This is a genomic window from Herbidospora daliensis (assembly GCF_001570585.1).
Classification (GTDB): Bacteria; Actinomycetota; Actinomycetes; order Streptosporangiales; family Streptosporangiaceae; genus Herbidospora; species Herbidospora daliensis.
In genome coordinates, this window is sequence record NZ_BBXF01000003.1 from 1105152 (window position 1) to 1129906 (window position 24755).

General features: G+C 72.0%; 23 protein-coding genes. 11 read left to right on the forward strand and 12 right to left on the reverse strand.

The window, feature by feature from the left end:
- The first annotated feature begins 51 nt into the window (after nt 1–51).
- Both AW274_RS19985 and AW274_RS19990 read left to right on the forward strand, forming a co-directional pair.
- Nucleotides 52–996 carry a Ppx/GppA family phosphatase gene (locus tag AW274_RS19985; RefSeq protein WP_062434753.1) on the forward strand — a complete coding sequence of 315 codons (945 nt, stop codon included), beginning with the start codon at nt 52–54 and terminating at the stop codon, nt 994–996.
- Between the two features lie 255 nt (nt 997–1251).
- Nucleotides 1252–2040: an SAM-dependent methyltransferase gene (locus tag AW274_RS19990; protein WP_269750589.1), complete on the forward strand. Its 789-nt coding sequence runs from the start codon at nt 1252–1254 to the stop codon at nt 2038–2040.
- Here the strand turns inward: AW274_RS19990 and AW274_RS19995 are convergent.
- Together AW274_RS19995 and AW274_RS42655 are read right to left on the reverse strand one after the other, a co-directional pair.
- Nucleotides 2037–2921, reverse strand: coding sequence for a helix-turn-helix domain-containing protein (locus AW274_RS19995; protein ID WP_062434409.1), 885 nt, complete (start codon nt 2919–2921; stop codon nt 2037–2039). The two genes, AW274_RS19990 and AW274_RS19995, sit on opposite strands and share 4 nt — an antisense overlap.
- A gap of 234 nt (nt 2922–3155) precedes the next feature.
- Nucleotides 3156–3287: a hypothetical protein gene (locus tag AW274_RS42655; RefSeq protein WP_269750590.1), complete on the reverse strand. Its 132-nt coding sequence runs from the start codon at nt 3285–3287 to the stop codon at nt 3156–3158.
- Between the two features lie 126 nt (nt 3288–3413).
- Here AW274_RS42655 and AW274_RS20000 point away from each other — a divergent pair, with 126 nt between their 5' ends.
- From AW274_RS20000 to AW274_RS20015, 4 genes are read left to right on the forward strand one after another with little or no spacing between them, the layout of a single operon-like run.
- Nucleotides 3414–3821, forward strand: coding sequence for a PH domain-containing protein (locus AW274_RS20000; protein WP_062434412.1), 408 nt, complete (start codon nt 3414–3416; stop codon nt 3819–3821).
- 27 nt (nt 3822–3848) lie between these two features.
- Complete coding sequence (locus AW274_RS20005) at nt 3849–7601, forward strand: glycoside hydrolase family 38 N-terminal domain-containing protein (RefSeq protein WP_062434415.1); 3753 nt, start codon at nt 3849–3851, stop codon at nt 7599–7601.
- Nucleotides 7598–8125, forward strand: coding sequence for a DUF7158 domain-containing protein (locus AW274_RS20010; RefSeq protein WP_062434418.1), 528 nt, complete (start codon nt 7598–7600; stop codon nt 8123–8125). The genes AW274_RS20005 and AW274_RS20010 overlap by 4 nt, the downstream gene beginning before the upstream one ends.
- A gap of 50 nt (nt 8126–8175) precedes the next feature.
- Nucleotides 8176–9588 carry a WS/DGAT/MGAT family O-acyltransferase gene (locus tag AW274_RS20015; protein ID WP_062434421.1) on the forward strand — a complete coding sequence of 471 codons (1413 nt, stop codon included), beginning with the start codon at nt 8176–8178 and terminating at the stop codon, nt 9586–9588.
- On the opposite strand, the gene AW274_RS20020 is transcribed toward AW274_RS20015, so the two are convergent.
- Both AW274_RS20020 and AW274_RS20025 read right to left on the reverse strand, forming a co-directional pair.
- Nucleotides 9585–10286: a CpaB family protein gene (locus tag AW274_RS20020; RefSeq protein WP_062434424.1), complete on the reverse strand. Its 702-nt coding sequence runs from the start codon at nt 10284–10286 to the stop codon at nt 9585–9587. The genes AW274_RS20015 and AW274_RS20020 overlap by 4 nt on opposite strands.
- Entirely contained in the window at nt 10270–11193 is a 924-nt protein-coding gene (locus tag AW274_RS20025) for a hypothetical protein (RefSeq protein WP_062434427.1), read from the reverse strand. Before AW274_RS20025 ends, AW274_RS20020 begins: the two co-directional genes overlap by 17 nt.
- Nucleotides 11194–11636: 443 nt before the next feature.
- Here AW274_RS20025 and AW274_RS20030 point away from each other — a divergent pair, with 443 nt between their 5' ends.
- Both AW274_RS20030 and AW274_RS20035 read left to right on the forward strand, forming a co-directional pair.
- A complete protein-coding gene (locus AW274_RS20030) occupies nt 11637–12563 on the forward strand; it encodes an ATP-binding cassette domain-containing protein (RefSeq protein WP_062434429.1) in 927 nt (308 codons plus the stop codon).
- Nucleotides 12560–13309, forward strand: a complete 750-nt coding sequence (locus AW274_RS20035; RefSeq protein ID WP_062434432.1) for an ABC transporter permease — start codon at nt 12560–12562, stop codon at nt 13307–13309. Before AW274_RS20030 ends, AW274_RS20035 begins: the two co-directional genes overlap by 4 nt.
- Here AW274_RS20035 and AW274_RS20040 read toward each other — a convergent pair.
- The gene (locus AW274_RS20040; protein WP_062434435.1) at nt 13293–16367 is read right to left on the reverse strand and encodes an AfsR/SARP family transcriptional regulator; all 3075 of its coding nucleotides are present in this window, start codon (nt 16365–16367) and stop codon (nt 13293–13295) included. The two genes, AW274_RS20035 and AW274_RS20040, sit on opposite strands and share 17 nt — an antisense overlap.
- A gap of 75 nt (nt 16368–16442) precedes the next feature.
- On the opposite strand from AW274_RS20040, the gene AW274_RS20045 reads away from it, so the two are divergent.
- Nucleotides 16443–16853, forward strand: a complete 411-nt coding sequence (locus tag AW274_RS20045; RefSeq protein WP_157520477.1) for a hypothetical protein — start codon at nt 16443–16445, stop codon at nt 16851–16853.
- Here AW274_RS20045 and AW274_RS20050 read toward each other — a convergent pair.
- Genes AW274_RS20050 through AW274_RS20065 form a run of 4 tightly spaced genes read right to left on the reverse strand, consistent with a single transcriptional unit; the run spans nt 16847 to nt 20491 of the window.
- Complete coding sequence (locus tag AW274_RS20050; RefSeq protein ID WP_062434756.1) at nt 16847–18439, reverse strand: serine/threonine-protein kinase; 1593 nt, start codon at nt 18437–18439, stop codon at nt 16847–16849. The two genes, AW274_RS20045 and AW274_RS20050, sit on opposite strands and share 7 nt — an antisense overlap.
- A gap of 25 nt (nt 18440–18464) precedes the next feature.
- On the reverse strand, nt 18465–19286 hold the full coding sequence (locus tag AW274_RS20055; protein ID WP_062434441.1) for an ABC transporter permease: 822 nt from the start codon (nt 19284–19286) through the stop codon (nt 18465–18467).
- Complete coding sequence (locus tag AW274_RS20060; RefSeq protein WP_062434444.1) at nt 19283–20014, reverse strand: ABC transporter ATP-binding protein; 732 nt, start codon at nt 20012–20014, stop codon at nt 19283–19285. Before AW274_RS20060 ends, AW274_RS20055 begins: the two co-directional genes overlap by 4 nt.
- 51 nt (nt 20015–20065) lie before the next feature.
- Nucleotides 20066–20491 (reverse strand): hypothetical protein, encoded by a 426-nt coding sequence (locus AW274_RS20065; protein WP_062434446.1) that lies wholly within the window; start codon nt 20489–20491, stop codon nt 20066–20068.
- A gap of 32 nt (nt 20492–20523) precedes the next feature.
- On the opposite strand from AW274_RS20065, the gene AW274_RS20070 reads away from it, so the two are divergent.
- Both AW274_RS20070 and AW274_RS20075 read left to right on the forward strand, forming a co-directional pair.
- Nucleotides 20524–20997 (forward strand): hypothetical protein, encoded by a 474-nt coding sequence (locus AW274_RS20070; protein WP_062434449.1) that lies wholly within the window; start codon nt 20524–20526, stop codon nt 20995–20997.
- 49 nt (nt 20998–21046) lie between these two features.
- Nucleotides 21047–22141 (forward strand): quinone oxidoreductase family protein, encoded by a 1095-nt coding sequence (locus AW274_RS20075; RefSeq protein WP_062434452.1) that lies wholly within the window; start codon nt 21047–21049, stop codon nt 22139–22141.
- On the opposite strand, the gene AW274_RS20080 is transcribed toward AW274_RS20075, so the two are convergent.
- The 3 genes from AW274_RS20080 to AW274_RS20090 are packed head-to-tail and all read right to left on the reverse strand — an operon-like array spanning nt 22113 to nt 24696.
- Complete coding sequence (locus tag AW274_RS20080; RefSeq protein WP_062434455.1) at nt 22113–22685, reverse strand: HD domain-containing protein; 573 nt, start codon at nt 22683–22685, stop codon at nt 22113–22115. The genes AW274_RS20075 and AW274_RS20080 overlap by 29 nt on opposite strands.
- The gene (locus tag AW274_RS20085; RefSeq protein ID WP_062434458.1) at nt 22682–23530 is read right to left on the reverse strand and encodes a hypothetical protein; all 849 of its coding nucleotides are present in this window, start codon (nt 23528–23530) and stop codon (nt 22682–22684) included. Before AW274_RS20085 ends, AW274_RS20080 begins: the two co-directional genes overlap by 4 nt.
- Entirely contained in the window at nt 23530–24696 is a 1167-nt protein-coding gene (locus AW274_RS20090; RefSeq protein WP_062434461.1) for a low temperature requirement protein A, read from the reverse strand. Before AW274_RS20090 ends, AW274_RS20085 begins: the two co-directional genes overlap by 1 nt.
- Nucleotides 24697–24755 lie beyond the last annotated feature (59 nt).

A 24755-nucleotide genomic window follows, 5' to 3' on the forward strand; every position in this document is an offset into this window, starting at 1 on the left:
ACGGGGTAACGACGACAGGAACGTTCCGAAAAGGGCGATACCGTCATGAGCATGCGACTAGGTGTCCTCGACGTGGGTTCCAACACGGTGCATCTCCTCGTGATGGACGCACACCGGGGGGCCCGGCCCCAGCCGGCGTTCTCCCACAAGGTCGACATGAGACTCGCCGAACACATCGACGACCACCGCCTCTCCGAAGAGGGGGCCGCCCGGCTCCGCGACTTCGTCGAGGAGGCCCTGCGCTTCGCCGAGGACAAGGGTTGTGAGGACCTGGTGGCCTTCGCCACCTCCGCCGTCCGCGAGGCCCGCAACGGCGAAGAGGTGCTGGCCGAGATCAAGGGCCAGACCCAGGTCGACATCCAGGTCCTCTCCGGCGCCGAGGAGGCCCGGCTGACGTTCCTGGCCGTCCGGCGCTGGTACGGCTGGTCGTCGGGCCGCCTGCTGGTGCTCGACATCGGCGGGGGCTCCCTGGAGATCGCCTCCGGCATCGACGAGGCCCCCGACGCGGCCGTCTCGCTGCCCCTGGGGGCCGGGCGGCTGACCCGCGACTGGTTCACCGAGGACCCGCCCACCCCCGAGGAGATCCGCGCCCTGCGCCGCCACATCCGGACCGAGATCGGCCGCCGCGTCGGCGACGTCACCCGCTACGGCCCGCCCGACCACGCCGTGGCGACGTCCAAGACCTTCAAGCAGCTGGCCAGGATGGCCGGGGCCGCGCCGTCGAGCGAGGGCCCCTACATCCGCCGCAACCTCAGCCACGAGGCCGTCTCGACGTGGGCGGCCCGGATGGGCGAGATGTCGGCCGACCGCCGGGCCGCCCTGCCGGGGGTGTCGGCCGGCCGGGCCGGGCAGTTGCTGGCGGGCGCACTCGTGGCGGATGCGACGATGGACCTGTTCCAGGTGCCGGCGCTGGAGATCTGCCCCTGGGCGCTGCGCGAGGGTGTGATCTTCCGGCGGCTGGACGTCCTGGGGGGTTCGGACCTCGCCCCCGAGTAAGGAATGAGAATGGTCATACCGGGCAAAACGGCCGCATGATCGAGCTACTGGGTGTCGCCGCCATGCTCGCATCGATCCTGGCGATGGCGATCGCGGCCCTTTTCATCATCTCCGTCCTGATGCTGGTGGGATTGGCCCTCATGGCATTGAGTACGAAGTTGCCCGTCCGACGCCACAATCGGGAAATATCCGGAAACCACTTAGAGGCTCCGGAAAACAGTAGGTTCTGGGGGAGCAGACCTGACAGGAGACCCCGTGACCAACCCCCGGATCGACACGACCGTCCCCCATTCGGCCCGGATGTGGAACTACTGGCTGGGCGGCAAAGACCACTACGAGGTTGACCGGGTCGCCGGAGACCAGTTCGCCGCGTCGTTCCCCGACATCGTGGCGATCGCCCGGCTCTCGCGTTACCTGCTGTCGCGGATCGTCCGCCACGTCAGCGCCGAGGGCGTCAGCCAGTTCCTCGACGTCGGCACCGGCCTGCCGACCGTCGACAACACCCACGACCTGGCCCAGCGCATCAACCCCGAGGCCCGCGTCGTGTACGTCGACAACGACCCCCTCGTGCTCTCCCACGCGCGCGCCCTGCTCGTCGGCACCCGCGAGGGCGTGACCGACTACATGGACGCCGACCTGCGCGACCCCGCCCGCATCCTGGCCGGGGCCGCCAAGTCGCTCGACTTCGACCGCCCCGTGGCGCTGATGCTGATGGGCATCCTCGGCTACGTGGGCCCCGACGAGGGCGCCTACGACATCGTCCGCACCCTGATGGAGCCGCTGCCCTCCGGCAGCTACCTGGCCGTCTGGGACGGCTCCAACGTCGTGACGGGCGAGGCCCTCGACAAGGCCCAGGACGACCTCAACGAGGGCCCGGGAGCGCCGTACACGCTGCGGAACCACGAGGAGTTCAGCCGCTTCTTCGACGGCTTCGACCTGGTCGAGCCGGGCGTTGTGCCGATCACCCAGTGGCGCCCCGACCCCGACCCCTTCGGCCCGCCGTCACCGGTCGACGCCCTGGTCGGGGTGGCCCGCAAACCCTAGAGGTCGGCCATGCAGCGCCGCAGGATCCCGCTCGTCGCGGTGGCCGGCTCCGCCTCGGTGCCGGCCTCGTTGAGCAGGTGCAGATACGGCTGCACCTCGTGGTCCTTGGTCAGGTACTGCGCGTCGCCGAGCCGCTCCAGGTAGATCACGTCGGGCAGGGCGCCCCCCGCCAGCCGCAGCAGGGTGACCGGGCCGATGCCGCGCGAGACGTAGCCCGAGTCGAGCGGGACGATCTGGACGGTCACGTTCGGCAGCCGGCTCATCTCGTCGAGGTGGCGCAGCTGCTCCCGCATCACGGCCGGGCCGCCGATGGTGCGGCGCAGGGCCGCCTCGTCGACGACCGCCCACAGTTTCACCGGGGAGGTGCCGACCAGGATGCGCTGCCGCCGCATGCGCAGCTCGACGCGCTTGGCCACCTGGTCTTCGTCGTAGACGCGGTGGGCGTGGGAGACGACCGCGCGGGCGTAGCCGGGGGTCTGGAGGAGGCCGGGGACGAACTGGACCTCGTACGTGCGGATCAGCGCCGCGTCCTGCTCCAGGCCGAGGCACGGCTCGAACCAGTCGGGCACGACCTCGCGCAGCGGATGCCACCAGCTGGGCTCGTTGGCCCGTCGGGCCAGGATCATGATCGCCGACCGTTCCCTGTCGTCGGTGACGCCGTAGAGGGTGAGCAGGTCGGCCACGTCGCGGGGCTTGAAGGTGGCCTGGCCCGTCTCCATGCGGCTGATCTTCGAGGCGGAGGCGCGGATGGCGAAGCCGGCGTCCTCCCGGGTGATCCGCCGCGTCTCCCGCAGTTCCCGCAACTGGGCGCCGACGAGCATGCGGAGCGCGGTCGGGCCGGAGGTGCGGACATCCTCGCCGGCTCCGTGGACAGGCGGCATCGCTGGTTGTTCCCCCAGAGGCTGGCCGGGCACGAACGGACCCGGCGATAGTGCCATGCCGGGCGTCACTCAGTATGACATTTCATGTCTTTTTCAGGACGTGTCGGTAAATCGCCGGAGAGATACCCGATGAATAGGGAGAAAGGGCCGGAAGAATGGGGGGTTTCCGGCGGCTCATCCGGGAAGCCGGGCGGGGAGATCCGGTCTATGCGGGACGCCCGGAAAGGCCCCGGATCACTCGCGCTCTTCGGTGAGGGCTTCCAGCATCTCGGTGAGATGGGCGACCTGCGTCTCCAGCCCCCGGACCCGCGCTTCGAGCTCCGCGACTGTCACCTGCTGGTACGCGCTGGCGATCTGCCTGCTCATGGTGCCTCCGGCGGGCGGAATATCGACTCGCACGCCGGACGGCGCGCACATTCATCGTTCACTTCCCTGTATATCCCGCTTCGCACCTAGGGAGGGCAAAGTCTCCCGGCGCAGTAACCTGCGAGGATGAACGTCTGGCAGGTCCCCGCCAAAGTCGTGGCCGTGAAGGCCGCCGGGACCCTGATCTGCTTGCTCCTGGTCCTCTACGGCTGGCTCGCCGGCGACCTCCGCGCCCTGATCCTGACGGGCGTCGCCACGGTCGTGCTGGCCGCCTTCACCGCCCGCGACGTGCTCGCGCGGGTGCGCCTGAGCGCCGACCAGGGCGGCATCACGGTGGTCGAGGGCTTCGCCGGCCGCCGCCGCATCGCCTGGAGCGAGATCGAGCGCATCAAGGTCGACGAACGCGCCCGCTACGGGATGCGGACCACCATCCTCGAGATCGACACCGGCGACGACGTCCACCTGTTCAGCCAGTACGACCTGGGCGAGCCCGTCGTCCCGGTGGCCGAGACGCTGATGCGGCTGCGCCCGTGAAATCACGCGATATGTGATCCTTGCCGCATGCGGATCGCCGAGATCGCCGGTACGGAACTGTTCGCCGAGGGCCCGCGCCAGATCGTCCGGGTCACCCTCGAAGAGGGCGCTCCCGCCGAGGTGGTGATCACCGGCGAGATGGCGGGCGCCGCCGTCGGATCGGGTGTCGTCGAGGTCCCGGTCACGACCGACCGGCCGCCGGGTGCGACCGCGGCCGTCACCGTGCGGGCGGGCGGCGACGAGAAATCCGCCGCGATCGTCGTCGCCGAACCCGGCTGGACCGTCTGGATGGTCTCCCACTTCCACTACGACCCCGTCTGGTGGAACACCCAGGCCGCCTACACCACCACGTGGGACACGGCGGGCGAGGCCGCCCAGGCCACCCGCCAGTCGTTCCAGCACGCCGGCTTCGAACTCGTCCACCTGCACCTGGAGACCGCCCGCCGGGAGCCCGATTACAGGTTCGTGCTGGCCGAGGTCGACTACCTCAAGCCCTTCTGGGACGCCCACCCCGAGCACCGCGCCTACCTGCGCCGGCTCATCGAGGAGGGCCGCGTGGAGATCATGGGCGGCACCTACAACGAGCCCAACACCAACCTGACGAGCGCCGAGTCGACGATCCGCAACCTCGTCCACGGCGCGGGTTTCCAACGCGACGTCCTCGGCGGCGACCCGCACACCGCCTGGCAGCTCGACGCCTTCGGGCACGACCCCCAGTTCCCCGGCCTGGCCGCCGCGGCCGGGCTGACGTCGAGCTCCTGGGCGCGGGGGCCGTTCCACCAGTGGGGGCCGATGCTGGGCGGCGGCGACCCGCGCCGGATGCAGTTCCCGGCCGAGTTCGACTGGGTCGCCCCGTCGGGCGAGGGGGTGCTGACCCACTACATGCCCGGCCACTACAGCGCCGGGTGGTGGATGGACTCCTCGACGACCGTCGACGAGGCGGCGGAGCAGGTGTACGCGTGGTTCCTGGCGCTCAAGCAGGTCGCGGCCACCCGGAACGTGCTGCTGCCGGTCGGCACCGACTACACGCCGCCCAACAAGTGGATCATGGACATCCAGCGCGAGTGGGCCACCCGCTACGCCTGGCCCCGGTTCGTCTGCGGGCTGCCGAAGGAGTTCTTCGCCGCCGTCCGGGCCGAGCGCGCGGAGTTCCTGCCGCAGACGCGCGACATGAACCCCGTCTACACCGGCAAGGACGTCTCCTACATCGACACCAAGCAGGCGCAGCGCCGGGCCGAGGTCGCCGTCGCCGACGCCGAGAAGTTCGCCACCCTCGCCTCGGTGCGGAACGGGGCCGCCTACCCGTTCGCGCTGATGGACAAGGCGTGGCGGCAGCTCGTCTACGGGGCCCACCACGACGCGATCACCGGGTCGGAGTCCGACCAGGTCTACCTCGACCTGCTGACGGGGTGGCGGGAGGCGTACACGATCGGTTCGCGGACCCTCGACGGCGCGCTGGAGGTGCTCGGCGCGGGGCTGAGCGGGGTGGTGGTCTGGAACCCGTCGTCGTGGCCGCGCACCGACGTCGTCCGGGTACGCCTGACGCCGCCGCCCGGCTGGCGCGGGATCGCCGAGCCGGTGGTGGTCGAGAACGCGGTCGTCGACGACGAGGGCTTCCTCGTCGAGGCCGACGTGGTGTTCCTGGCCGAGGACGTGCCGCCGCTCGGCTACCGCACCTTCTCCTTCACCCCCGGCGTGAACGCCGGATGGCTGCCCGCCGGGGGCGTGTCGATCGCCAACGAGAGCCACGCCCTCACCGCCGACCCCGCCCGGGGCGGCGGGCTGTCGAGCTGGGTCACCGGCGGGCGGGAGCTGATCCAGCCCGGCGAGGTGGGCAACGAGCTGGTCGTCCACGACGAATACCCGGCCCATCCGAAATTTCACGAAGGGCCCTGGCACCTGGTGCCCAAGGGGACCCGGACGGGGTCGTCGCAGTGCGCCGCCGAGGTGGTGGCCGAGCGGTCGGCCGCCGGGGAGCGGCTCGTGGTGCGCGGCGCGTTCGGGCCGGTCCGGTACGTGCAGGAGATCACCCTCTGGCAGGGCCTGCGGCGCGTCGACCTGACGACCCGGCTCGACTTCGACGGGGCCGACCAGCTGGTCCGGCTCCGCTGGCCGGTCGCCGTCGAGGGCGCGCTGCCGGTCAGCGAGGTCGGCAACGCCGTGGTCGGACGGGGTTTCGCGCTCATCGACGCCGACACCGCCGACCATCCGTGGACCCTCGACAACCCCGCGCACAACTGGTTCGCCCTGTCGTCCACCTGCCGGATCGGCGGGCGGCCCGTCGGCGTGGCCGAGATCGTCGCCGGGCCCGACGTGCCGGTGCCGGCCCTGCGGGCGCTCGCGGTCGCGCTGGTCAAGCAGGGCGTCACGGCCACCGTCTCGCGCGCCGACGGCCCCCGCTACGGCGATCTGGCGGTCGACTCCAACCTGCCCGACGTCCGGATCGCGGTCGGCGAGACGCCCTGGCCGAAAGGCTGGCACCCGGCCGCCAGGCCGCTCACCGAGGTCTGGGTGCCGAGCGCCGACCTCACGGCGGCCGACGCGCTCCCGGTCCTGTCGATCGGTGCCGACGAGGTCGGCGCGCTGATCGACGACCTGGCCGACGCGGTCGTCGAGGCCGGCGGGGAGAGCTACCAGCCCTACACGGTCGGGATGATCAACCGGGGCGTGCCCGGCTTCGCGGTCGAGCCCGGCGGGGCCCTCAACCTGTCGCTGCTGCGGTCGTGCACGGGCTGGCCGTCGGGCATCTGGATCGACCCGCCCCGCCGGACGGTGCCCGACGGCAGCGGCTTCCAGCTCCAGCACTGGACCCACCGCTTCGAGTACGCCCTCGTCGCGGGCCCCGGCGACTGGCGCGATACCGGCCTGGTCCGCGAGGGCCACGACGTCAACCACCCGCTGATCGCCCGCGACCGGGGCGTGCGGGGCGAACCCGCCGCCGGGTCGCTGCTGGACGTGCCGCCCAACCTGGTGCTGACCGCGCTGAAGCCCGCGGGCAACCCGATCGCGACGGGCCGGCTGCCGGGCCGGGTCACCGGCATGACGATGCGGCTGTACGAGCCGCATGGGCGTACCGAACAGATCGACCTGCCCGGATGGCGGCGGACTGACCTGCTGGAGACCCGCGAGGTCCCCGACGGGCCGGTGACCGGCATGGACGTCGTCACCTGCACCCGCGACGCCGACGGCGGCGGGGCGGCCCCGGGGGCCGAGCCCTGCCAGCCGGTGTTCACCCGCTACTGGCTGCACAACACGGGCCCCGCGCCGGTCGGCAACCTGCCGGTCGCCGTCCACCTCACCGCCGAGACGCTCACCGTGGCGTCGTCGCTGACCGAACAGACCGTGGACGGCGTGGTCACCCTCGACGACGGGCAGACCCGCGCCTTCACCCTGGAGCCGGGCGCGTTCCGGTCGTGGCCCAGCGAGGGCTGGACCACGGCCCGCCTGGAGTTCGACGGCCAGACCTTCGAAGACCGCCTCGGCCCGGCCGCCCTGGAGGCGGCGACGGAGAGCCCGCACGTCGCGGTGCGCGCGGGCGAACGGTCGGCGATCGTGATCCGGGTGACCTGCGACGCGCCCGTCCAGGCCCAGCTGATCAGCCCGTGGCACACCTACGACCTGCTGCCCGAGTGGCACACCGGCTTCGGCCCCGGAACCCACGAGCTGCGTTTCCCGGTCGTCGGCGGCCCCGAACCGGGCACGTGGTGGGCCCTGGTCAAACTCGCCTCCGCCGGACGGGTCCACTACACCGAGCCGGTGACGATCGAGGTGCTGCCGTGATCGCCGCCACCGTCGGCGACGAGGTCGTCTCGGTCGCCGAGGTCGACGAGCGTCTCGCGGTCCTGTACGACGGCCCGCTGGCCGCCCGCCTCCCGCACCCCGCCTCGCCCGAGGGCCGCAACCTGCGCCGCTGGCTGGTCCAGCTGATGACCATGGAACGCGTGGTCGCCCAGGAGTGCGACCTCGCGGGGGAGGCGGTCCCGGTGACGCTGCCGGTCGCGCTGCGCACCGGGGGAGTGGTCGCCGCCGTGCTGGCCACCCCGGCCGGCCAGGCGCTGTTCGCCCGCGTCGAGGCGACGGTCCCGCCCGGCGAGGTGCGCGGCTACTACGACCGCAACCGCGACCGCCACCCCGGCCCGTTCGAGGAGGAGTCGGGCCGGATCGAGGCGCAGCTCGTCCACGCGCGGCGGGAGACCCTGTTCGCCCGGTGGCTGGACGGACGGCACCGCGCGAAGGTCACCCTGATGCCCGGTTTCGAGCATCCCGGCGACCCGCGTCAGCCAGATGCGACACACCGTCACTGACTCGTGCATTTCATGACTCGCCGGGCCCCCGGATGGGCAATGATCCCTGCATGGGACGGCAACTCAGCGCGCTCGACGCACAGTTCTTGAACTTCGAAACGGCCACGAACGTGGCGCACATCGCCAGCCTGGCGGTTTTGGAGGACGCGTCGGTCACGCGGGCCGGGATCATCGGCCTGCTCCGCTCCCGCCTCCACCTCGCGCCCCCGCTGAAGCGCCGGCTGGTCCGCGTCCCCTTCGGCCTCGACCACCCCTACTGGGACGAGTCGAAGGACGTCGACTTCGACTACCACGTGCGCGAACTGGCGCTCCCGGCCCCCGGCGACGACCACCAGCTCGCCGAACAGGTCGCCCGCCTGCACGCCCGCCGGCTCGACCGCCACCGGCCGCTGTGGGAGATGTACCTGATCCACAACCTGGAGGGCGGCCGGTCGGCCGTCTACACCAAGGTCCACCACGCGGCCATCGACGGCATCGCCGGCGCCGAGGTGCTGGCCACCCTCATGGACGTCACCCCCGAACCCCGCGAGGTGCCGCCCTCGGAGGAGCTCGCGGTCGTGGCGCCCGAACCGGCGGTCATGCTGAGCCGGGGCGTCGACCGTTTCCTCGACAGCCCCCAGGCCCTGCTCCGGTTCGTCGCCGGCGCGATCCCGCGGCTCGACGAGATCCCCGTGGTGTCCCAGATCCCCGGCACCGGCATGGTGTCGCGCTTCATCCGGGGCGCGGGCTGGCCCGGCGACACCGGCTCGGTGCTGCCCGACCTGCCCAGGCTGACCGTGCCCGCGACCCCGTTCTCCGGCCCGATCTCACCGCACCGCCGCTTCGCCTTCGGCCGCCTGCCGCTCCCCGAGGTCAAGAAGGTCAAGAACGACCACGGCGTGACCGTCAACGACGTCGTCATGGCCGTGGCCGCCACCGCGCTGCGCCGCTGGCTCTCCCAGCGCGACGAACTCCCGGTCGAACCGCTGGTCGTCGGCATCCCGTTCTCCTCCAACGTCCGCCCCGAACTCGGCAACCAGGTCCTGCTGGCCACCACGACCCTGCCGACGAACGTCTCCGACCCCGAGACCCGGCTCCGCATGATCAGCGCCAACATGGCGACGGTCAAGGAACGTTTCTCCGTCGCCCCCGCCCGCTGGCTGCTCGACTTCAGCCAGGCCATGCCCGCCGCCCTGAGCGGCCTGGCCGACAGGGCGGCCTTCCGGCTGGCGTCGGGCACGGTGTCGGCGATGAATCTGATGGTGTCGAACGTCCCGGGCCCGCAGCTGCCGCTGTACATCCTCGGCTCGCGGATCGTCGCCCACTACCCGCTGTCGGTGATCACCGACGTGAGCGGCGGCATGAACATCACGGTGTTCTCCTACGACGGTTTCCTGGACGTGGGGATCGTCGTCGACCGCGAGATGGTGCCGGACGTGTGGGACTTCATCGACTACATGAAGGACGCCCTGGCCGAGCTCTAACCGCCGGCCCGCTTCACGACGAGGATGCGCCCTTCGAGAAGAGCGGCGGCGTGTCTTTCCGCGTCCTTCTGCTTGAGGACGACCACGAGTGAGACCTGCTTGCCCGCGCCCCCGGAGGCCACCGACAGGACGAAGGCGTCGAGCTCGGCCCGCGCGCCGGTCAACATCAACCGGACGTGGTCGCCGGGCTGAAGCGCGCCGTTGAGACCACCGGGATAGGGAACCGACACACCGGCGACGATCGGGGTGGTCCCCACAACCTTCGTCACGTCCGGTGAGAGATCGGCCCGGGTCAGCGGTTGGTTCTTCTTGACGGCCTTCAAGGTGAGCCGTCCTGACACCGGCAGCGAGACGTAGTCGTCCCTTCCCGCGGACGCCGCGGTCGAAAGCGTCACGTCGCCTTCGGTGAGCATGCGGTAGGCGGGAAAGTCCTCTTTGAGCACCAGCACCGGTAGCCGGTCGGCGTCGGCGTCCCGCCACAGGAACGTCACGGCCAGTCCTGCGGCGATCGCGACCAGGACGTAGCGGGAGATGATCCCCGCCCTGCTCCGGTACGTCTGCCGCCGGGCCGGGCGGTTCTCCCAGAGGGCCTGATCCTCCAGCGACGCGTATCGGCCGGCTGCCACCGGGTGGCCCTCGTCTTCCTCCGAGACGGGCTGGCCGTCGCCGCCGGAGTGATCGTCACGATTGCCGTTCATCGAGCCGGGCAGTCGCGTCGGGGTCGTAACGCCAGTCCGGCTCGGCGCCACTCACGATGAAACTCATGAGCTGACGCCACTGGGCCTTCTCCTCCTGAAGGTTGTTCGGCAACGGCAGCCGGTAGCGGGCGAGCAGGTCGAACCGATGGAGCTCGAAGGCGCTTCTGAGATGCTCGCCGTATTCGGTAGCCGCCGAGATGGCCGAAACATACAGCAAATAGGCGAGCGGCATTCCGCCGAAGAAGCAGAGAAGCCCCGCCGACATCGACGATCCAGTGGTGTACGCGACCAGCGGGCCGCCGACCCCGAAAGCGACGAACCACAACGACAGGACGAGAGAGAACTCCAGCGTCGCACGGGCGTCCTCCACATCCGCGATCATGTCGCGGGGGAGGACGTAATAGAGGCGCGGCCACACGATGATCAGGTCGGCTCCGTATCGCCGCATCGGGTAGAGCTCCGCGGCGCGCAACACGTTGCCCAGACGGGTGGGCAGGACGTGCTCCTCGTCGGGATAGACGCGGTAGACGGCGAGGTCGGCGTTTTCGGCGGAATCGATGATCTGGCGGCGGGTGGCGCGATGGCGTTCCTCGGCCTGCCGGGCGAAGGGGACGAGGAGGGAAAAGCGTGTCAGCGGATATCCCTCATAAAGCCGGATGATGTTCCGCCACTGGCTGGAGACGATCGCGGCGCCGAACCAGGAAGCGGCGAAACAGCCCGCTAACGCGACGAACTGAACGGTGAGCGATTGGCCGTTCCACCAGGTGACCAGAGCCGGGAATCTGTCTCCCTGCATGAGCACGGGGGTCGCCACGGCAGGACAGAGCAGAAGGACGGGGAGAAACGCGTTCTTGAGAAAACGCCGCTCGAAGATCGAAGCCGCTCTGTCGAAGAGCCCTTCGATCATAGGCTGGAGTATCGCACAACGATCAGCCGGTGTCCGGAACCCGACTCCGCCCCCGGGCATCGAGGGAGTTCCCTTTCGAAGCGCTCGAACTGGCGTCCACAGACGCATCTGAGTTTGACCTTGACCTGTCGCACGCGGTGCCGTTCGTTCCGCGGGCACTTCCCGAGCTGGCTCTTGCGTGCGAAGACCTCGTCACACGCGTCGCACCGGACAAAGAAGACGGGGCTGCTGCCAGAGTGCGGATCGCCCGGTGGGATGAGACTGCCTGGGCTCATGGGTCCGCCCCCAGACCGGGTGTTCGCCAAGCCCCTGGTGTCACGGTGGATCCTGAGCCGGGTGACGTCAATACGGTCTGGACCCGGCGAGAGCGCCTGACGCTCCAGCATCGGCGACGTCAGCACGGCGGCGGTCCCGTGTCAGCGCCGCCCCGCATCGTATGACCCATGAACGGTTCCGCGATCGCGGCCACGGGGCTGCGTAAGGCATACAGAGACAAGGTCGTGCTCGATGGCGTCGACCTCGACGTCCGAGCCGGCACGGTCTTCGCGCTGCTCGGGCCCAACGGCGCGGGCAAGACCACCACGGTCAACGTGCTGACCACGCTGCTGGCCCCCGACGCCGGCACGGTGCTCGTCGCCGGGCACGATGTCACCACCCACACCCGGGCGGTCCGGGCGGCGATCGGCGTCACCGGGCAGTTCGCCTCGGTCGACCTTCTCCTCACCGGCGAGGAGAACCTCCAGATGATGGCCGACCTGCTGCGGCTGCCCCGGGCGGAGGGCCGTCGTCTGGTCGCCGGGCTGCTCGACCGGTTCGACCTGACGGAGGCGGCGGGCCGGCCCGCGGCGTCCTACTCGGGCGGCATGCGGCGCAAGCTCGACCTCGCGATGACGCTGGTCGGGCGGCCCCAGATCATCTTCCTGGACGAGCCCACCACCGGCCTCGACCCCCGCAGCCGCCGCACCATGTGGGAGATCATCCGCGAGCTGGTCGCCGACGGCACGACCGTCTTCCTGACCACCCAGTACCTCGAAGAGGCCGACCAGCTCGCCGGGCGGGTCGCCGTGCTCGACCACGGCCGGCTGGTCGCCGAGGGCACCCCGGCGGAGCTCAAGCGGCGGGTGCCCGGCAGCCACGTCCGGCTGAGGTTCGCCGACCGGACCGCCCTCGACGCCGCGGCGCGCGTCCTCGCCGGCTCCACCCCGGACGACGACGACCTGACCCTGCGGGTGCCCGGCGACGGCGGCGTCCGCGCGCTGCGCGCCCTGCTCGACCGTCTCGACGCGCACGGCGTCGAGGTCGGCGAACTGTCCGTGCACACCCCCGACCTCGACGACGTCTTCCTCTCCCTCACCGGCGGTGCCCGATGAAAACCCTGTCCGACTCCACGACCATGGTCCGGCGCAACGTCCGGCACGCCGTGCGCAACCCCGTCGCGGTCATCAACGCCCTGCTGCTGCCGGTCTTCCTGATCTTCCTGATGGTGTACGTCCTGGGCGACGGCTTCGACGTCGGGGTGAACTACATCGACTACGCCACCCCCGGCCTGGTCATCATGACCATCTGCTACGGCGTCACCTCGACCACCATCGCGGTGAACGCCGACATGACGACCGGGTTCATCAACCGCCTCCGCGTCATGGACGTCTCCCGCGCCGCCGTCCTGAACGCCCACGTGATCGTGACCACGCTGCGCAGCCTGCTGGCCATCGCGGTCGTCGTCGGGATCGCGTTCCTGATGGGGTTCGCGCCGCAGGCCGGGCCGGGGGAGTGGCTCGGCGCGATCGGCGTCGTGGTGCTCGCGGTGGCGGCGGTGGCGTGGCTGACCGTCGCGTTCGGGCTGGCCGCCAAGACCCCCGAGAGCGCCGGCGTCATCGCCGTCCCGCTGATGCTGCTGCCGTTCCTGAGCAGCGCGTTCGTGCCCGCCGAGCGGATGGGGCCCGGGGTGGCGCAGTTCGCCGAGTACCAGCCGTTCAGCGCGGTCATCGAGGCCCTGCGCGGGTTCCTCGCCGGGACCCCGTCGACCGGCGCGGCCGTGGCGGCGGTCGCCTGGTGCCTCGCGATCGCGGTGGTCAGCTACGGGTGGGCGCGGGCGACGTTCACGAAGCGAGTGTGACCTGCGCCAGCTCCCGCCAGTCGCGCCGCCCGCCCTCCCGGACCGCCTCGGTGAACGCCTGTTCGCCGAGGCGGTCGCGCGTCTCGGCGGAGATCCGGGCGACGTCCGGGAGCGAGTGGTCGGGGGTGCCGCGCACCGCCTCGGCCGCGCCGAGCAGCCGGGCGGCCTGCGCGGGCTCGCCCTGGCGGAGCGCCAGCTCGGCGATGCCGATCAGCACGGTGGCGATCATCGGCGGGTATCCGCTGGTCACGGCCACCCGGAACGCCTCGGCCCGGTGGCGGCGCGCCTCGCCGAGGTCGGCGGCCAGGCCGCCGCGCATGTCCATGGCCAGCGCGCGCACCCAGCCGGTCGGGTCGTCCTCCAGCAGCGCCCCGGCCGCGTCGAGCTGCCGCAGGGCCTCCTCGGAGTCGCCGCGCCAGCGGGCCAGCTGGCCCTTGGCGACGGCGAGTTCGGCCAGCACGTTCGGCCACGCGATGCCGCCCGCGCGGCGCTGCGCCTCGGCCATCGCCGCCGCGCTGCGCTCCTCGTCGCCGAGCAGCCAGTAGAGCTGGGCCTGCCGGGCGCGCAGGCCGACGACGTCCTCGATCGCGCCGACCTCGGTCAGCGCGGTGATCGCCTCCTCGTAGTGGGCGCAGGCCCGCTCGAACGCGCCCCGCATGGCGAGCCGGTCGGCCACGAACGCCAGCGCCGACGACACCCCCCACCGGTCGCCGACCTCGCGGAACCCGGCGAGGGCCAGCTCGCCGTCGGTGTCGACGCCGGTCTCGTCGCCGCCGACCGTCAGCCGCAGCCGGGCCCGGCTGAGCCGCGCCTGCGCGCGCACCCACGGGTCGTCGTCGAGCATCAGCGGGTCGAACGCCGACAGGAATCCGCCCGGCTCGCGCAGCATGCGCTCCAGCGGCTCGATGAACCCGAGCATGGGGTGCCGGTAGCCGCCCCGCACCGCCAGCCGGTGGGCCTCCAGGATCCACTTCTCGGCCTGGAAGTGGTCGCCGCCGAGCCCCGAGGTGACGAACACGGTGACGATCGTGTACGCCAGCGCCCGCACCTCGTCGGACACCTCGCCCGGCAGGGAGGCCGCCGCGACGCTCAGCTCGGCGCCCTCGGCCCGGTGCCCGCCCAGATACCAGTACCAGCCCGCCGCCGCGGCCAGCCGCATCGCCTCCTCCGCACGCCCGTCGGCGATGGCCCCGCGCAGCGCGGCCGAGACGTTGTCGTGCTCGGCGTCCAGCGTGGCCAGCCAGCCGAGCTGCCCGGCGCTCCGCAGGTGGGGGTCGGCAGTCTCGGCCAGCTCGGTGAAGTAGGCCAGGTGCGCCAGGCGGGCCGCCTCGGTCTCCCCGGCCTCGGCGAGCCGGTCGGCGGCGTACTCGGCGATGACGCCGAGCATCCGGTAGCGGGGCGCGTCGCCGCCGTCGGCGAGCACCAGCGACTTCTCCACCAGCGCGGTCAGCAGGTCCTCCTCGCCGCAGACCCGCACGGCCGCCTCCAGGCTCGCCCCGCCCGCGAACACCGACAACCGCCGCAGCACGCCGCGTTCGTCGTCCGACAGCAGGTCCCAGCTCCAGTCGACGACGGCGCGCAGCGTCCGGTGGTGCGGCAGCGCGGTCCGGCTGCCGCCCGTCAGCAGCCGGAACCGGTCGTCGAGGCGGCGGGCCAACTGCTCGACCGACATGGTGCGCAGCCGGGCCGCGGCCAGCTCGATCGCCAGCGGCATGCCGTCGACCGCCCGGCAGATCCGCGCCATGGCGGCCACGGCCGACTCGTCGGCCCCGACGTCCTGGCGCACCAGGGCGGCGCGGTCGCGCAGCAGCCGCAGCGCCGCCTCGGACGCCAGCGGCTCGACCTGCCAGAGCACCTCGCCGGTGATGCCGAGCGGCTCGCGGCTGGTGGCCAGGATCCGCAACCGGCGGCACTCGCCCAGCAGCCGGTCGGCGAACGCGGCGGCGGCCTCGATCACGTGCTCGCAGTTGTCGAGCACCAGCAGGATCTCGCGGTCGCGCAGCGCGGCGACGAGCCGCTCGACGGGCTCCCCGGCCCGCACCCCGCCGAGCAGGGCCTGCTCGCGCAGGCCGATCGCGGTGAGCGCGGCCTGGGCCAGGTCGCCGCCCGGCCGCAGCGGGGCCAGCTCGACCAGCCACACCCCGTCGGGCAGGCCGGGCAGCAGGGTGCGCGCGGTCTCGGTGGCCAGGCGGGTCTTGCCCGCGCCGCCCATGCCGGTCAGGGTGACCAGCCGGTGCCTTGCGGCCAGGGCGGCCACTTCGGCGACCTCGTCGTCCTTGCCGACGAAGCTGGTCAGCTCGGCGCGCAGGTTGGTGGACCGCCGCTCGCCGCCCGCCTCGCCCCGCAGGACGGCGGTGTGCAGGGCGGTCAGCTCGGCCGACGGGTCGACGCCCAGTTCCTCGGCGAGCCGTTCGCGGGTGCGCTGGTAGAGGGTGAGCGCCTCGGCGCCGCGTCCGGCCTCGGCGAACGCCCGCATCAGCGCCGCGACGAAGCCCTCGCGCAGCGGATGGGCGGCCACCAGGCCGGTCAGCTCGGTCACCAGGTCGGCGCCGTGGCCGAGGCGCAGGTCGGCCTCGATCCGGTCGCCGAGCGCGGCGAGGCGCAGCTCGCCGAGGCGGGTGACGGCGGCGTCGAAGGTCTCGCTGCCGCTCAGCGCGACGTCGGCCAGCGCGGGGCCGCGCCAGAGGGCCAGGGCCGACCGCAGCAGCTCGGCCCGCTGTGCGGGCTCGGCGGATCGCGCCTGGGCGACCAGCAGCTCGAACCGGGCGGCGTCGACCGCGTCGGGGGCCACGGCCAGCCGGTAGCCGCCGGAGTCGGCCTCGACCACCCCGTCCGGGAGCACCCGGCGCAGCCGGGACACCAGCGCCTGCACGGCGTTCACCTCGTCGGCGGGCGGCCGCTCGCCCCAGATCCAGTCGACCAGGCGCGAACGGGTCACGATCCGGCCCGGCTCCAGGGCGAGCGCGGCCAGCAGGGCCCGCAGCCGGGCCCCGGGAACCTCCACGACGGAACCGGCCTCGTTCCGGACCTCGAACGGCCCGAGCAAGTCAACGCGCACAGGGCAGTATCGCCCAGACCGGGACCAAGCCACTCGCAAGGGTGCTCCAAGTCGCGATCTCTACCGTCGGGGACCATGAAGAAGAGATTGATCGCCGCCGGTCTGACCGCCCTCGCGCTCGCCGCCGGCGGCCCCGCCGAGGCCGCCGCCGGAATCCACTGGGGCCCGGTGAACTCCACGAACGGCCGCGCCCAGGCCGACGTCCGGATCACCCCGTTCAGGGCGGAGACCTTCGTCGTGTACGGAAAGCTGCGCGACCGGTCGCCGTCGCACTGCGCGTACATCAGAGCGCGTTTCCACTACACGGGCGGCGGCACCGGCTGGAGCCGGGCCAAGACGACGTGCTCGACGGCGTCGTTCCGGCTGAGCTCCGACGGCCGGGTCAAACGGGCCGACGTGAAGGTCTGCCTCTACGCGAACCGCACGACCTCGCGCTGCTACGTCGAGAAGATCACGCCGGAGATCATCGCGAACTGGCCTCAGTAGGCGAAGTAGGACCCGTCGCCCGACTTGCCGGGCCTCGCGCCCACGCAGCGGTAGGAGTGGTCACCCGCCGCGAACGCCTCCTTGGTCGGCGGCAGCACGCTGGGCGACCACTGGTCGGCGGTGACCTTCTTCGCCGTTCCCTGCCGGGACGCCATCAGCGTCGCCATCGAGCAGAGCTTGGCGACCGTGGGGTGCTTCTCCAGGGTGTTGCCGTTCCACGTGACGGCGTCGGACGGCATCGGCGCGATGGCGTAGGTCTCCCACGCGTGCTGCGCCTCGCAGCCCACCCTCGGCGCGGTGACCGCCCCGGCCAGGCTGAGGATGCTCTCCCAGCACTCGGCCTCCTTCACGCACGCGGCGCCCGCGACCACCTTGGCCGCCGCGCAGTTCTCCGTGTACGTCGCCACGTTCGCCGGGACGCCGGCCGCGTCGGGCGCGGGGGCGCCGTCGTAGGTCGCGGGCGGGTCGGCGCGTTGTCCTTCGATCACCCAGTAGGCGATGCCCCCGCCGAGCAGCAACGCGAAGAACACCGCCGCGATGACGAACCCGACCGGCGAGGTCCGCCGCGCCGGCGGGGGCGGCGGCGGGCGGTAGCCGGGCGGCCGGGTGGAGGCGTAGTGCTGCACCGGCCCGTGCTTCGGGCTGACGGTGCCGGGCCCGCCGACCCGCACGTCCTGGAACGGCGGCCGCAGCGGCGGCGGCTGGTAGGGCGGGGGAGCGGGCACCGGCGCGACCGGGCGCGCGGCGGTCGCGTTGCCGTCGGGGTCGAGCGCCGCCAGCGCGTCGCGTAGTTCGGCGGCGGTCTGGGTGCGCTGCGCGGGGTCGGTGACCAGGGCGTGCCGGAGCACGTTCAGCAACCCCTGCGGCACCCCGGCCACGTCGGGCACCGGCTGGCGGTGCAGCGCCATGATGACCGCGATGTTGGCCACGCCGGTGGCGGGGAACCGGGGCGGCCGCCCGTTCAGCAGCGCGTAGAAGGTCGCCGCGAGCGAGTAGACGTCGCCCTGCGCGGTCGGCTCGACCAGCTCGAACGCCTCCGGCGGCGCGTAGGCCGGGGTCAGCGACTCGCGCGTGACCGACAGCTCGGCGCCCTCGCCCTTGGACGGCATGGTGGCCAGCCCGAAGTCCGACAGCGCCACCTGGCCGTAGCCGTTCATCAGGATGTTGGCCGGCTTGATGTCGCGGTGCAGCACCCCGTTGGCGTGCGCGGCGGCGACCGCGTCGGAGATCTTGATCCCGATGTCGCGCACCTCGCGTACCGAGAAAGGACCCCGCTCCTTGAGCCGGTCGGCCAGCGACCCGCCCGGGCACAACTCCAGCACCATGAACGGGCGCCCGTCGCCGAGCACCCCCGCGTCGTAGACGTCGGCGACGTTGGGGTGCCCCGACAGGGCCCCGGCCGAGGTGACCTCGCGCATGAAGCGCCGCCGGTCACGGTCGTTGACCAGGACCCTGTTGTCGATCTTCAGTGCGACCTCGCGGCCGACGGCGAGCTGCCGGGCCCTGTACACGATGCCGAACCCGCCCTGGCCGAGGATGCCGAGCACCTCGTACCCCTGGACGAGCGGGGCGCCCGCCTCACTCATGACCCGGGACATTACCGTAGATAGTTCACTCTCCGAAGCGGGACAACCGCCCCTTGGACCGGGCGTGCCGCAACGTCGCGGTGTAGAGCCACAGGGCCACCGCGACGTAGACGACGTCGAGCCCGGCGGCCAGCGCGAGCGTGTCCCACGGGACGGGCGCGCCCCCCAGCACCGCCCGCATGCCCTCGAACACGTGACTGGCCGGAACCGCGCTCGCCAGCCACTGGAGCGCTTCGGGCAGCACCGAGACCGGGTAGAAGACGCCCGCGACCGGCTGGAACACGAACACCAGGCTCCACGCGATGACCTGCGCGCCCTCGCCGAACCGCAACACCGACGAGATCGCCACCAGCGCCAGCGCCCACCCGAGCACGAGCAGCACCGCCATGAACGGGATCAGCCCGATCCCGACGGAGAACAGCCCGAACCCGTAGAGCACGTAGGCCAGCGTCACCATCACCGCGAGCCCACCCGCGATCTTGATGAGCGAGAAGAGGATCAGCCCCGTGACGTACTCGCCCGGCGTCACCGGGGTGACGTGCAGGTTGATGAGGTTGCGGCTCCAGACGTCCTCCAGGAACCCGATCGCCACCTCGTTGGAGGCCCGGTGCAGCACCTGCCAGAGCAGCACCGCGCCCAGCAGCATCGACACCACGAACGGCACCTTGTTGGCCTGGAGGAACAGGGTGACGTACCCCCAGACCACCAGTTCGATGACCGGCCAGAACAGGATCTCGAACACCCGGATCGGGCTGCGCCGCATCGCGGCGAGGTCACGGTAGACCACCCCGGCGATCCGCCGCCGCCGGGCCCTCGTGCTGTGCGCTTCGAACGCGATCGCCGTCACGCCGGCACCCCCTCACGCGCGACCTTGAGGAACACCTCTTCGAGGTCGACGACCCCGAAGTGGGCGGCCAGCTCGGCCGCCGACCCGCTGGCGACGATCCGCCCGGCGGATAGGAAGTGGATGGTGTCGCACATCCGCTCCACTTCGAGCATGTTGTGCGAGGTGATGAGCAGCGCCGTCCCGGTCTCCCGCGCCACCGAGACCAGCAGGTTCCTGATCCGCTCCCCGGCGTCGGGGTCGAGCGCCGCCGTCGGCTCGTCGAGCACCAGCAGCTCGGGATCGTTCAGCAGCGCCTTCGCGAGCTGGACCCGGGTGTGCTGCCCCGACGACAGGTCGGAGGTCCGCCGCTTCAGCAGCGGCCCGATCTCCAGCAGCTCCACGACCTCGGCCACCCGCTTCCGGGGGTCGCGCAGCCCGTAGAGCCGCGCGAACGAGTGCAGCACCTCCCGCACGTGCAGCACCCCCGGCAACCCGAGATAACTCGCCGAGAAGTTGACCCGGCTCAGCACCTCGGTCCGGTGCCGCTGCAGATCGAGCCCGAACATCGACACCCGCCCGGAGTCGGGGGTGACGAGCCCGAGCAGCATGTGGAGCGTGGTCGACTTCCCGGCCCCGTTGGGCCCGAGCAGACCGGTGATCTCCCCTTCGCCGACGGTCAGATCGACCCCGTCGACGGCCTGAACCGGCCCGAAGCGTTTGGTCAGGGATTGGGCTTCAAGAATGGCCACCCGGCCAACGATCCGTCGGAACGGACGACCGCCGCAACGCGTTTTTCCGCCCTACGAGGCGAGCCAGTAACGGAAGGAATGGGTGGTCGACTTGACGACGACGGCGTCGCGATAGGGCTCGGGCCAGATCTGCAGGAGGTAGTGGTCCTCCTCGGCCTCCTCGTCCATTCCCAGGACGTGATAACGCAGCCGGTAGAAGCCGCCCCCGGCGGGCAACGGCGGCAGGGGATGCGACCCGTTGCCGCCCCACTCCTCAAGTGTGAGCCGCCCCGAAAGCGCCTCGAAGGCGATCTCGACGGCGTCCTCGTAGCGGTCGAGCTCGGCGCCGGGATCCCGGTCGGCCACCACGACCCGGAACGGCACCTGTCCCCACTGGATGCCCAGGGTCAGCCTGGCGCCGCCTGCGACCGTCGTGATGATCCCGACCTCGTTCGGCGACTCGACGGCGTCGTGGTGGTTCTCGCAGTCGGCGTCCACGAACCGGGCCGGAGGACGGCAGGCGGGACCAGGTGTTCGACGTCGGCGACCCCGATCTGGCCGTCGCGTTCAACCGCGCCTGGCACACGACGGCGGTCGAACACGCGCTTTTCTCCGACGGGGAGCGGTTCCTGATCGCGATGGACCAGGCCGCCGACCCCGCCTTCTCCCGGGCCCGCGAGGAGTCGGGGTCGTGGCGCGACTCCCGATGGTGGGAACCGGTGTGGGCGCTGGTCGAACTGGAACCCGGCTGGGACCTGGGAGGCGCGGGGTCGCGCTCCCGCGTCCTGGGCTCCCACGGCCACCCGGCCTTCACGCTGTCGTCGGTCGACGGTTCGGTCTTCGTCGGCGCCACCTGCTGGGAGGACGACACCCTGAGCCTGATGGTGCTGACGCACCCCCACCGCGCGGAGCCCCTCCGGCGGCAGGCGCTCAGGATTCTCGACGGGCTGCCCCCGGAATCGGACGACGACGACCTCAGGAGGTGGCTGGAACGGGAGCGGTGAACGCGCGTCGGTCATCGTGGCCGGTGGGTCGGCCAGGTGGAATCGGGTCATGAGACAGACGTTCCTCGGGGTCGGTTACACGCGCGACCACGCCGGGCTGCCCCTTGAGGCGGTCACCGTCACCGTTCCGCCGCCGGAGGCCGATCAGGTGGTGATCCGGGTCGCCGCCTCGTCGCTGAACCCGCTGGAGTACAAGCTCGCCGAGCTCAACTTCCTGGGCCGCACGCCGCCCGTCGCCCTCGGGTTCGACCTGGCGGGCGTCGTCGCCGAGGTGGGGCGGGACGTCACCGACCTGGCCGTCGGTGACGCGGTGGTCGCGATGGCCGACCTCGACGGCGACGGCGGGTGGGCGGCCGGCGACGGCGGCTCCCACGCCCTCGCGCGGCGGTTCCTGACCGTCCGCAAGCCGCCGGCGCTGGCTTTCCGTGACGGCGCGGCGCTGCCGATGTGTTTCCTGTCGGCCTTCGCGGGGCTCTACGGGCGGGTCCGGCCCGGGGACGTCGTCTACATCCCGGGCGGGGGCGGCGGGGTCGGGCATCTGGCCGTGCAGATGGCGGCCCGCGCCCTGGCCGCCGCGACCGTGGTCAGCAGCGGCGGCGGGGCCGAGTCGATCGAGCTGGCCCGGCGGTCGGGGGCGCGGCACGTCTTCGACTACCGGCACGACGACGTCGCGGCCGCGATCGGGGAGCTGACCGGCGGGCGGGGGGCCGACCTCGTCTTCGACGCGACGTACCAGGAGGACAGCTTCGCCGCGACGGCGGCGACCGTGCGGCGCGGGGGCGAGTGGGTGGTGCTCGGGGTCGGGCCCGGCCGGACGACCCGCGTCGCCGAGACCGCCAGCCCGGTCGGCGCGATCCTCGCCGATCGCGGGGCCCGGCACGTCAACGTCAACCTGCTGCGCTACTTCTCCGAGCCGGGCCTGCTCGACGACGAGGCCCGTGGTTTCCTGCGGCTCGGCATGGAGCTGGCGATGGAGTGGGCCGACCGGGGGCTCGTGGTCCCGCACGTCGGGCTGACCGTCGACAGCGGCCTCGACGCGATCAACGCGGGGTTGCGCACGCTGAAGGCGGGCGGCGGCGTCCGGGGCAAGATCGCGGTCATCGTCGACCGTGAACTCACACGAGGCGATGACCGTAACGCGTGACGAGGGGCGCCAGGTCGGGTTCGCCGAACCGGGCCCGCATCGCGTCGAAGAGCTCCACCTTGTCGGGGCCGAAGCGGGCGATCCGGGCGGCGAACGCGGTCGCCGAGTAGAACGTCGGCGGGTTCGACTTGCTGTGGAACTTGTCGGCGTACATGACCAGCGCCTCCTCGCCCGTCTCCGCGACGTAGTCGCCGAGTGGGATCGGCAGGTTCTGCGCCACGATGTCGGCCCGGCGCAGCCCCACGCCCGTGTGGCAGGAGGCGAACCGCCGGATCGTCTCGGGCAGCCCGGCCTCGGCGAGCAGTTCGTGCCCGAGCACGCCGTGGCGCACGTAGGGGGCGTCGCCGAGCCGGTAGACCCCGATGTCGTGGACGAGGCACCCGGCCCGCACCAGGTCGGCGTCGAGGTCCTCCGCGCACCGCGACAGCAGCTGCTCGGCGATGGCCCACACGATCTCGCAGTGGGTGTGCACGAGTTCGAACGCCTCCGGCGAGGGCGCGTGCGCGCGGTGCAGCGCGCGGATCTCCCCAGGGGCCGGGATCATCGCTTCAGTCCCTGGACGACCGGCAGCCCGCTGCCGGAGTCGAGGACCAGCCGGTCGCCGAGCGGCCGGGCGAGCGTCACGGTCGCCGTGGCCGACTTCAGGATCGATGGGCACGTGTCGCGGTCGGGCATCGGCGAGGCCTCGACGCCGACCACCACCACCCGGTCGGTCTCGTGGACGAGGACCTTCTCCACCGCCTCGCACGCGCCGTAGCCGTAGCGCACGAGCAGGTCGCCCGGCCTGCCCGGCACGAGGTCGAAGGCCATGACCCGCTCGTGTTCGCCCTTCACCCGCTGCGGGCGCGGCGTGACGACCGAGGGGTCGACCGCCACCCGGAAGAAGGGCTCGTCGAGCCCCTCGGCGGTGAACCGCCACGCGGGGGCCTGGATCGTGCCCCGGCTGGTCTCCATGGGCACCGAGCCGAGCGTCACGTCGGTGAAGACCAGCCGGCGGCAGCCCTTGGCAGGGCACGGGTCCTCGATGAGGTGGGAGCTGCCGCTGACCTCGGCGAACGCGGCCGCCGCCGAGACGAGCGGGACGCGGGAGACGGTCCCGTCGGGCCAGCGGACCGGCGCGGGGGAGGGCGCCTGCGAGGGCAGCGTGACGGCCAGCTGCCACGCCTTGTTGTGGGCGCTGCGGTTGGCCCAGGAGGGCAGCCGGCCGGTGATCCATCCGTAGGGGTTCAGCACCCCCAGCGGCACGAAGCCGGTGCGCCAGGCCCGGTCGGCGGCCGACCCCTGCCATTCGGCCGCCACCTGCCGGGCCCGGCCCTCGAAGTCACCGGTGGAGTCGCAGGAGACCAGGAGCAGCACGAGGGAGAGACGCAGCAGCAGATTCCGGCTCATCAGGCGTCCAGTATGCGGGAGGCGCGGTGCTCCACCGCCAGCATCGTCACCAGAACCAGCACCAGAAGCGCCAGCTGGGCCATCGCCGACCACAACCCCGCGGCGGCCGTCACCAGCGCGGCCGCCGCCGCCAGGCTCCTGACCCGCGTCTGACCCAGGGCGAGCACCCGGCGGAACCAGAAGTCGCCGGCGAGGTAGAGGGCGACCCCGAGCCCGAGCATGATCGCCGCCGACGGCTTGAGCGGGTCGAGGGGGTGGCCGATGACCTTCTTGATGCCGCCGGACACCGCGACGACGCCCAGCAGGATCGGGATGTGCCCGTAGAAGTAGGCGCCCAGGATCATGCGCGTCCGGGTGACCGGTTCGGCCGCCGCCAGCGCGTGCTCGGCCGCCGTCTCGTCGTCGCCGCCGAAGTAGGCCCACCACAGGCAGGCCGCCAGGCACAGGCCGAGCGCGCCCGCGAGGCCGAGGCCCAGGTCGACGGTGAGGTCGGCGGCGCCGATGCCGATCGCCAGCATCGACTCGCCGAGCACGACGATGACCAGCAGGCCGTGCCGCTCGACCACATGGGCCGCGCGCAGCGAGAAGCCCTTCTGGCCGATGAAGTAGGGGCTGCCCCAGAGCAGGACCAGCGCCGCCGCCCACAGCAGGTAGTCGTAGGGCGCGGGCACGAAGGCCGCCGCGCCGATCAGCGCCGTGGCCGCCAGGTTGAACGGGATCACCCGCACGATCGCCCGGGTGGCCTGGAGGTAGAGCGCGCCGTGCACCACGACCAGCAGCAGGTAGCCGACCGCGAAGGCCGGGCCGCCGCCGTCGAACGTCGACGGGATCGCCAGGGCCATCAGCAGGAAGCCGGTCATGCCCAGCAGCACCAGGACGCGGCGCGCGGGACGTACCGGCGGGACGGAGTTGAGCAGCCAGACGTAGCCGGAGTACATCCACCACATCACCCCGAACAGGAGCACGACCCGCAGGGTGCTCTCGCCGATGGTGACGGCCGGGTGGCCGGGCGCGGGCGTCTCCAGGCCGGTGACCAGGACGTGGGTCAGCTGCGTGACCGTGAAGACGAAGACCAGGTCGAAGAAGAGCTCAAGGGTGGAGACCCGTAACTCGGGCTCGGGCACGCTCTGTTCGGCGGGTTCGGCGAACCACGCGGGAAGCCGCATATCGGAAACCTTGCCAGGTAATCGAGTAATCAAGCAATCAGATGTTCAGATCATCTGGA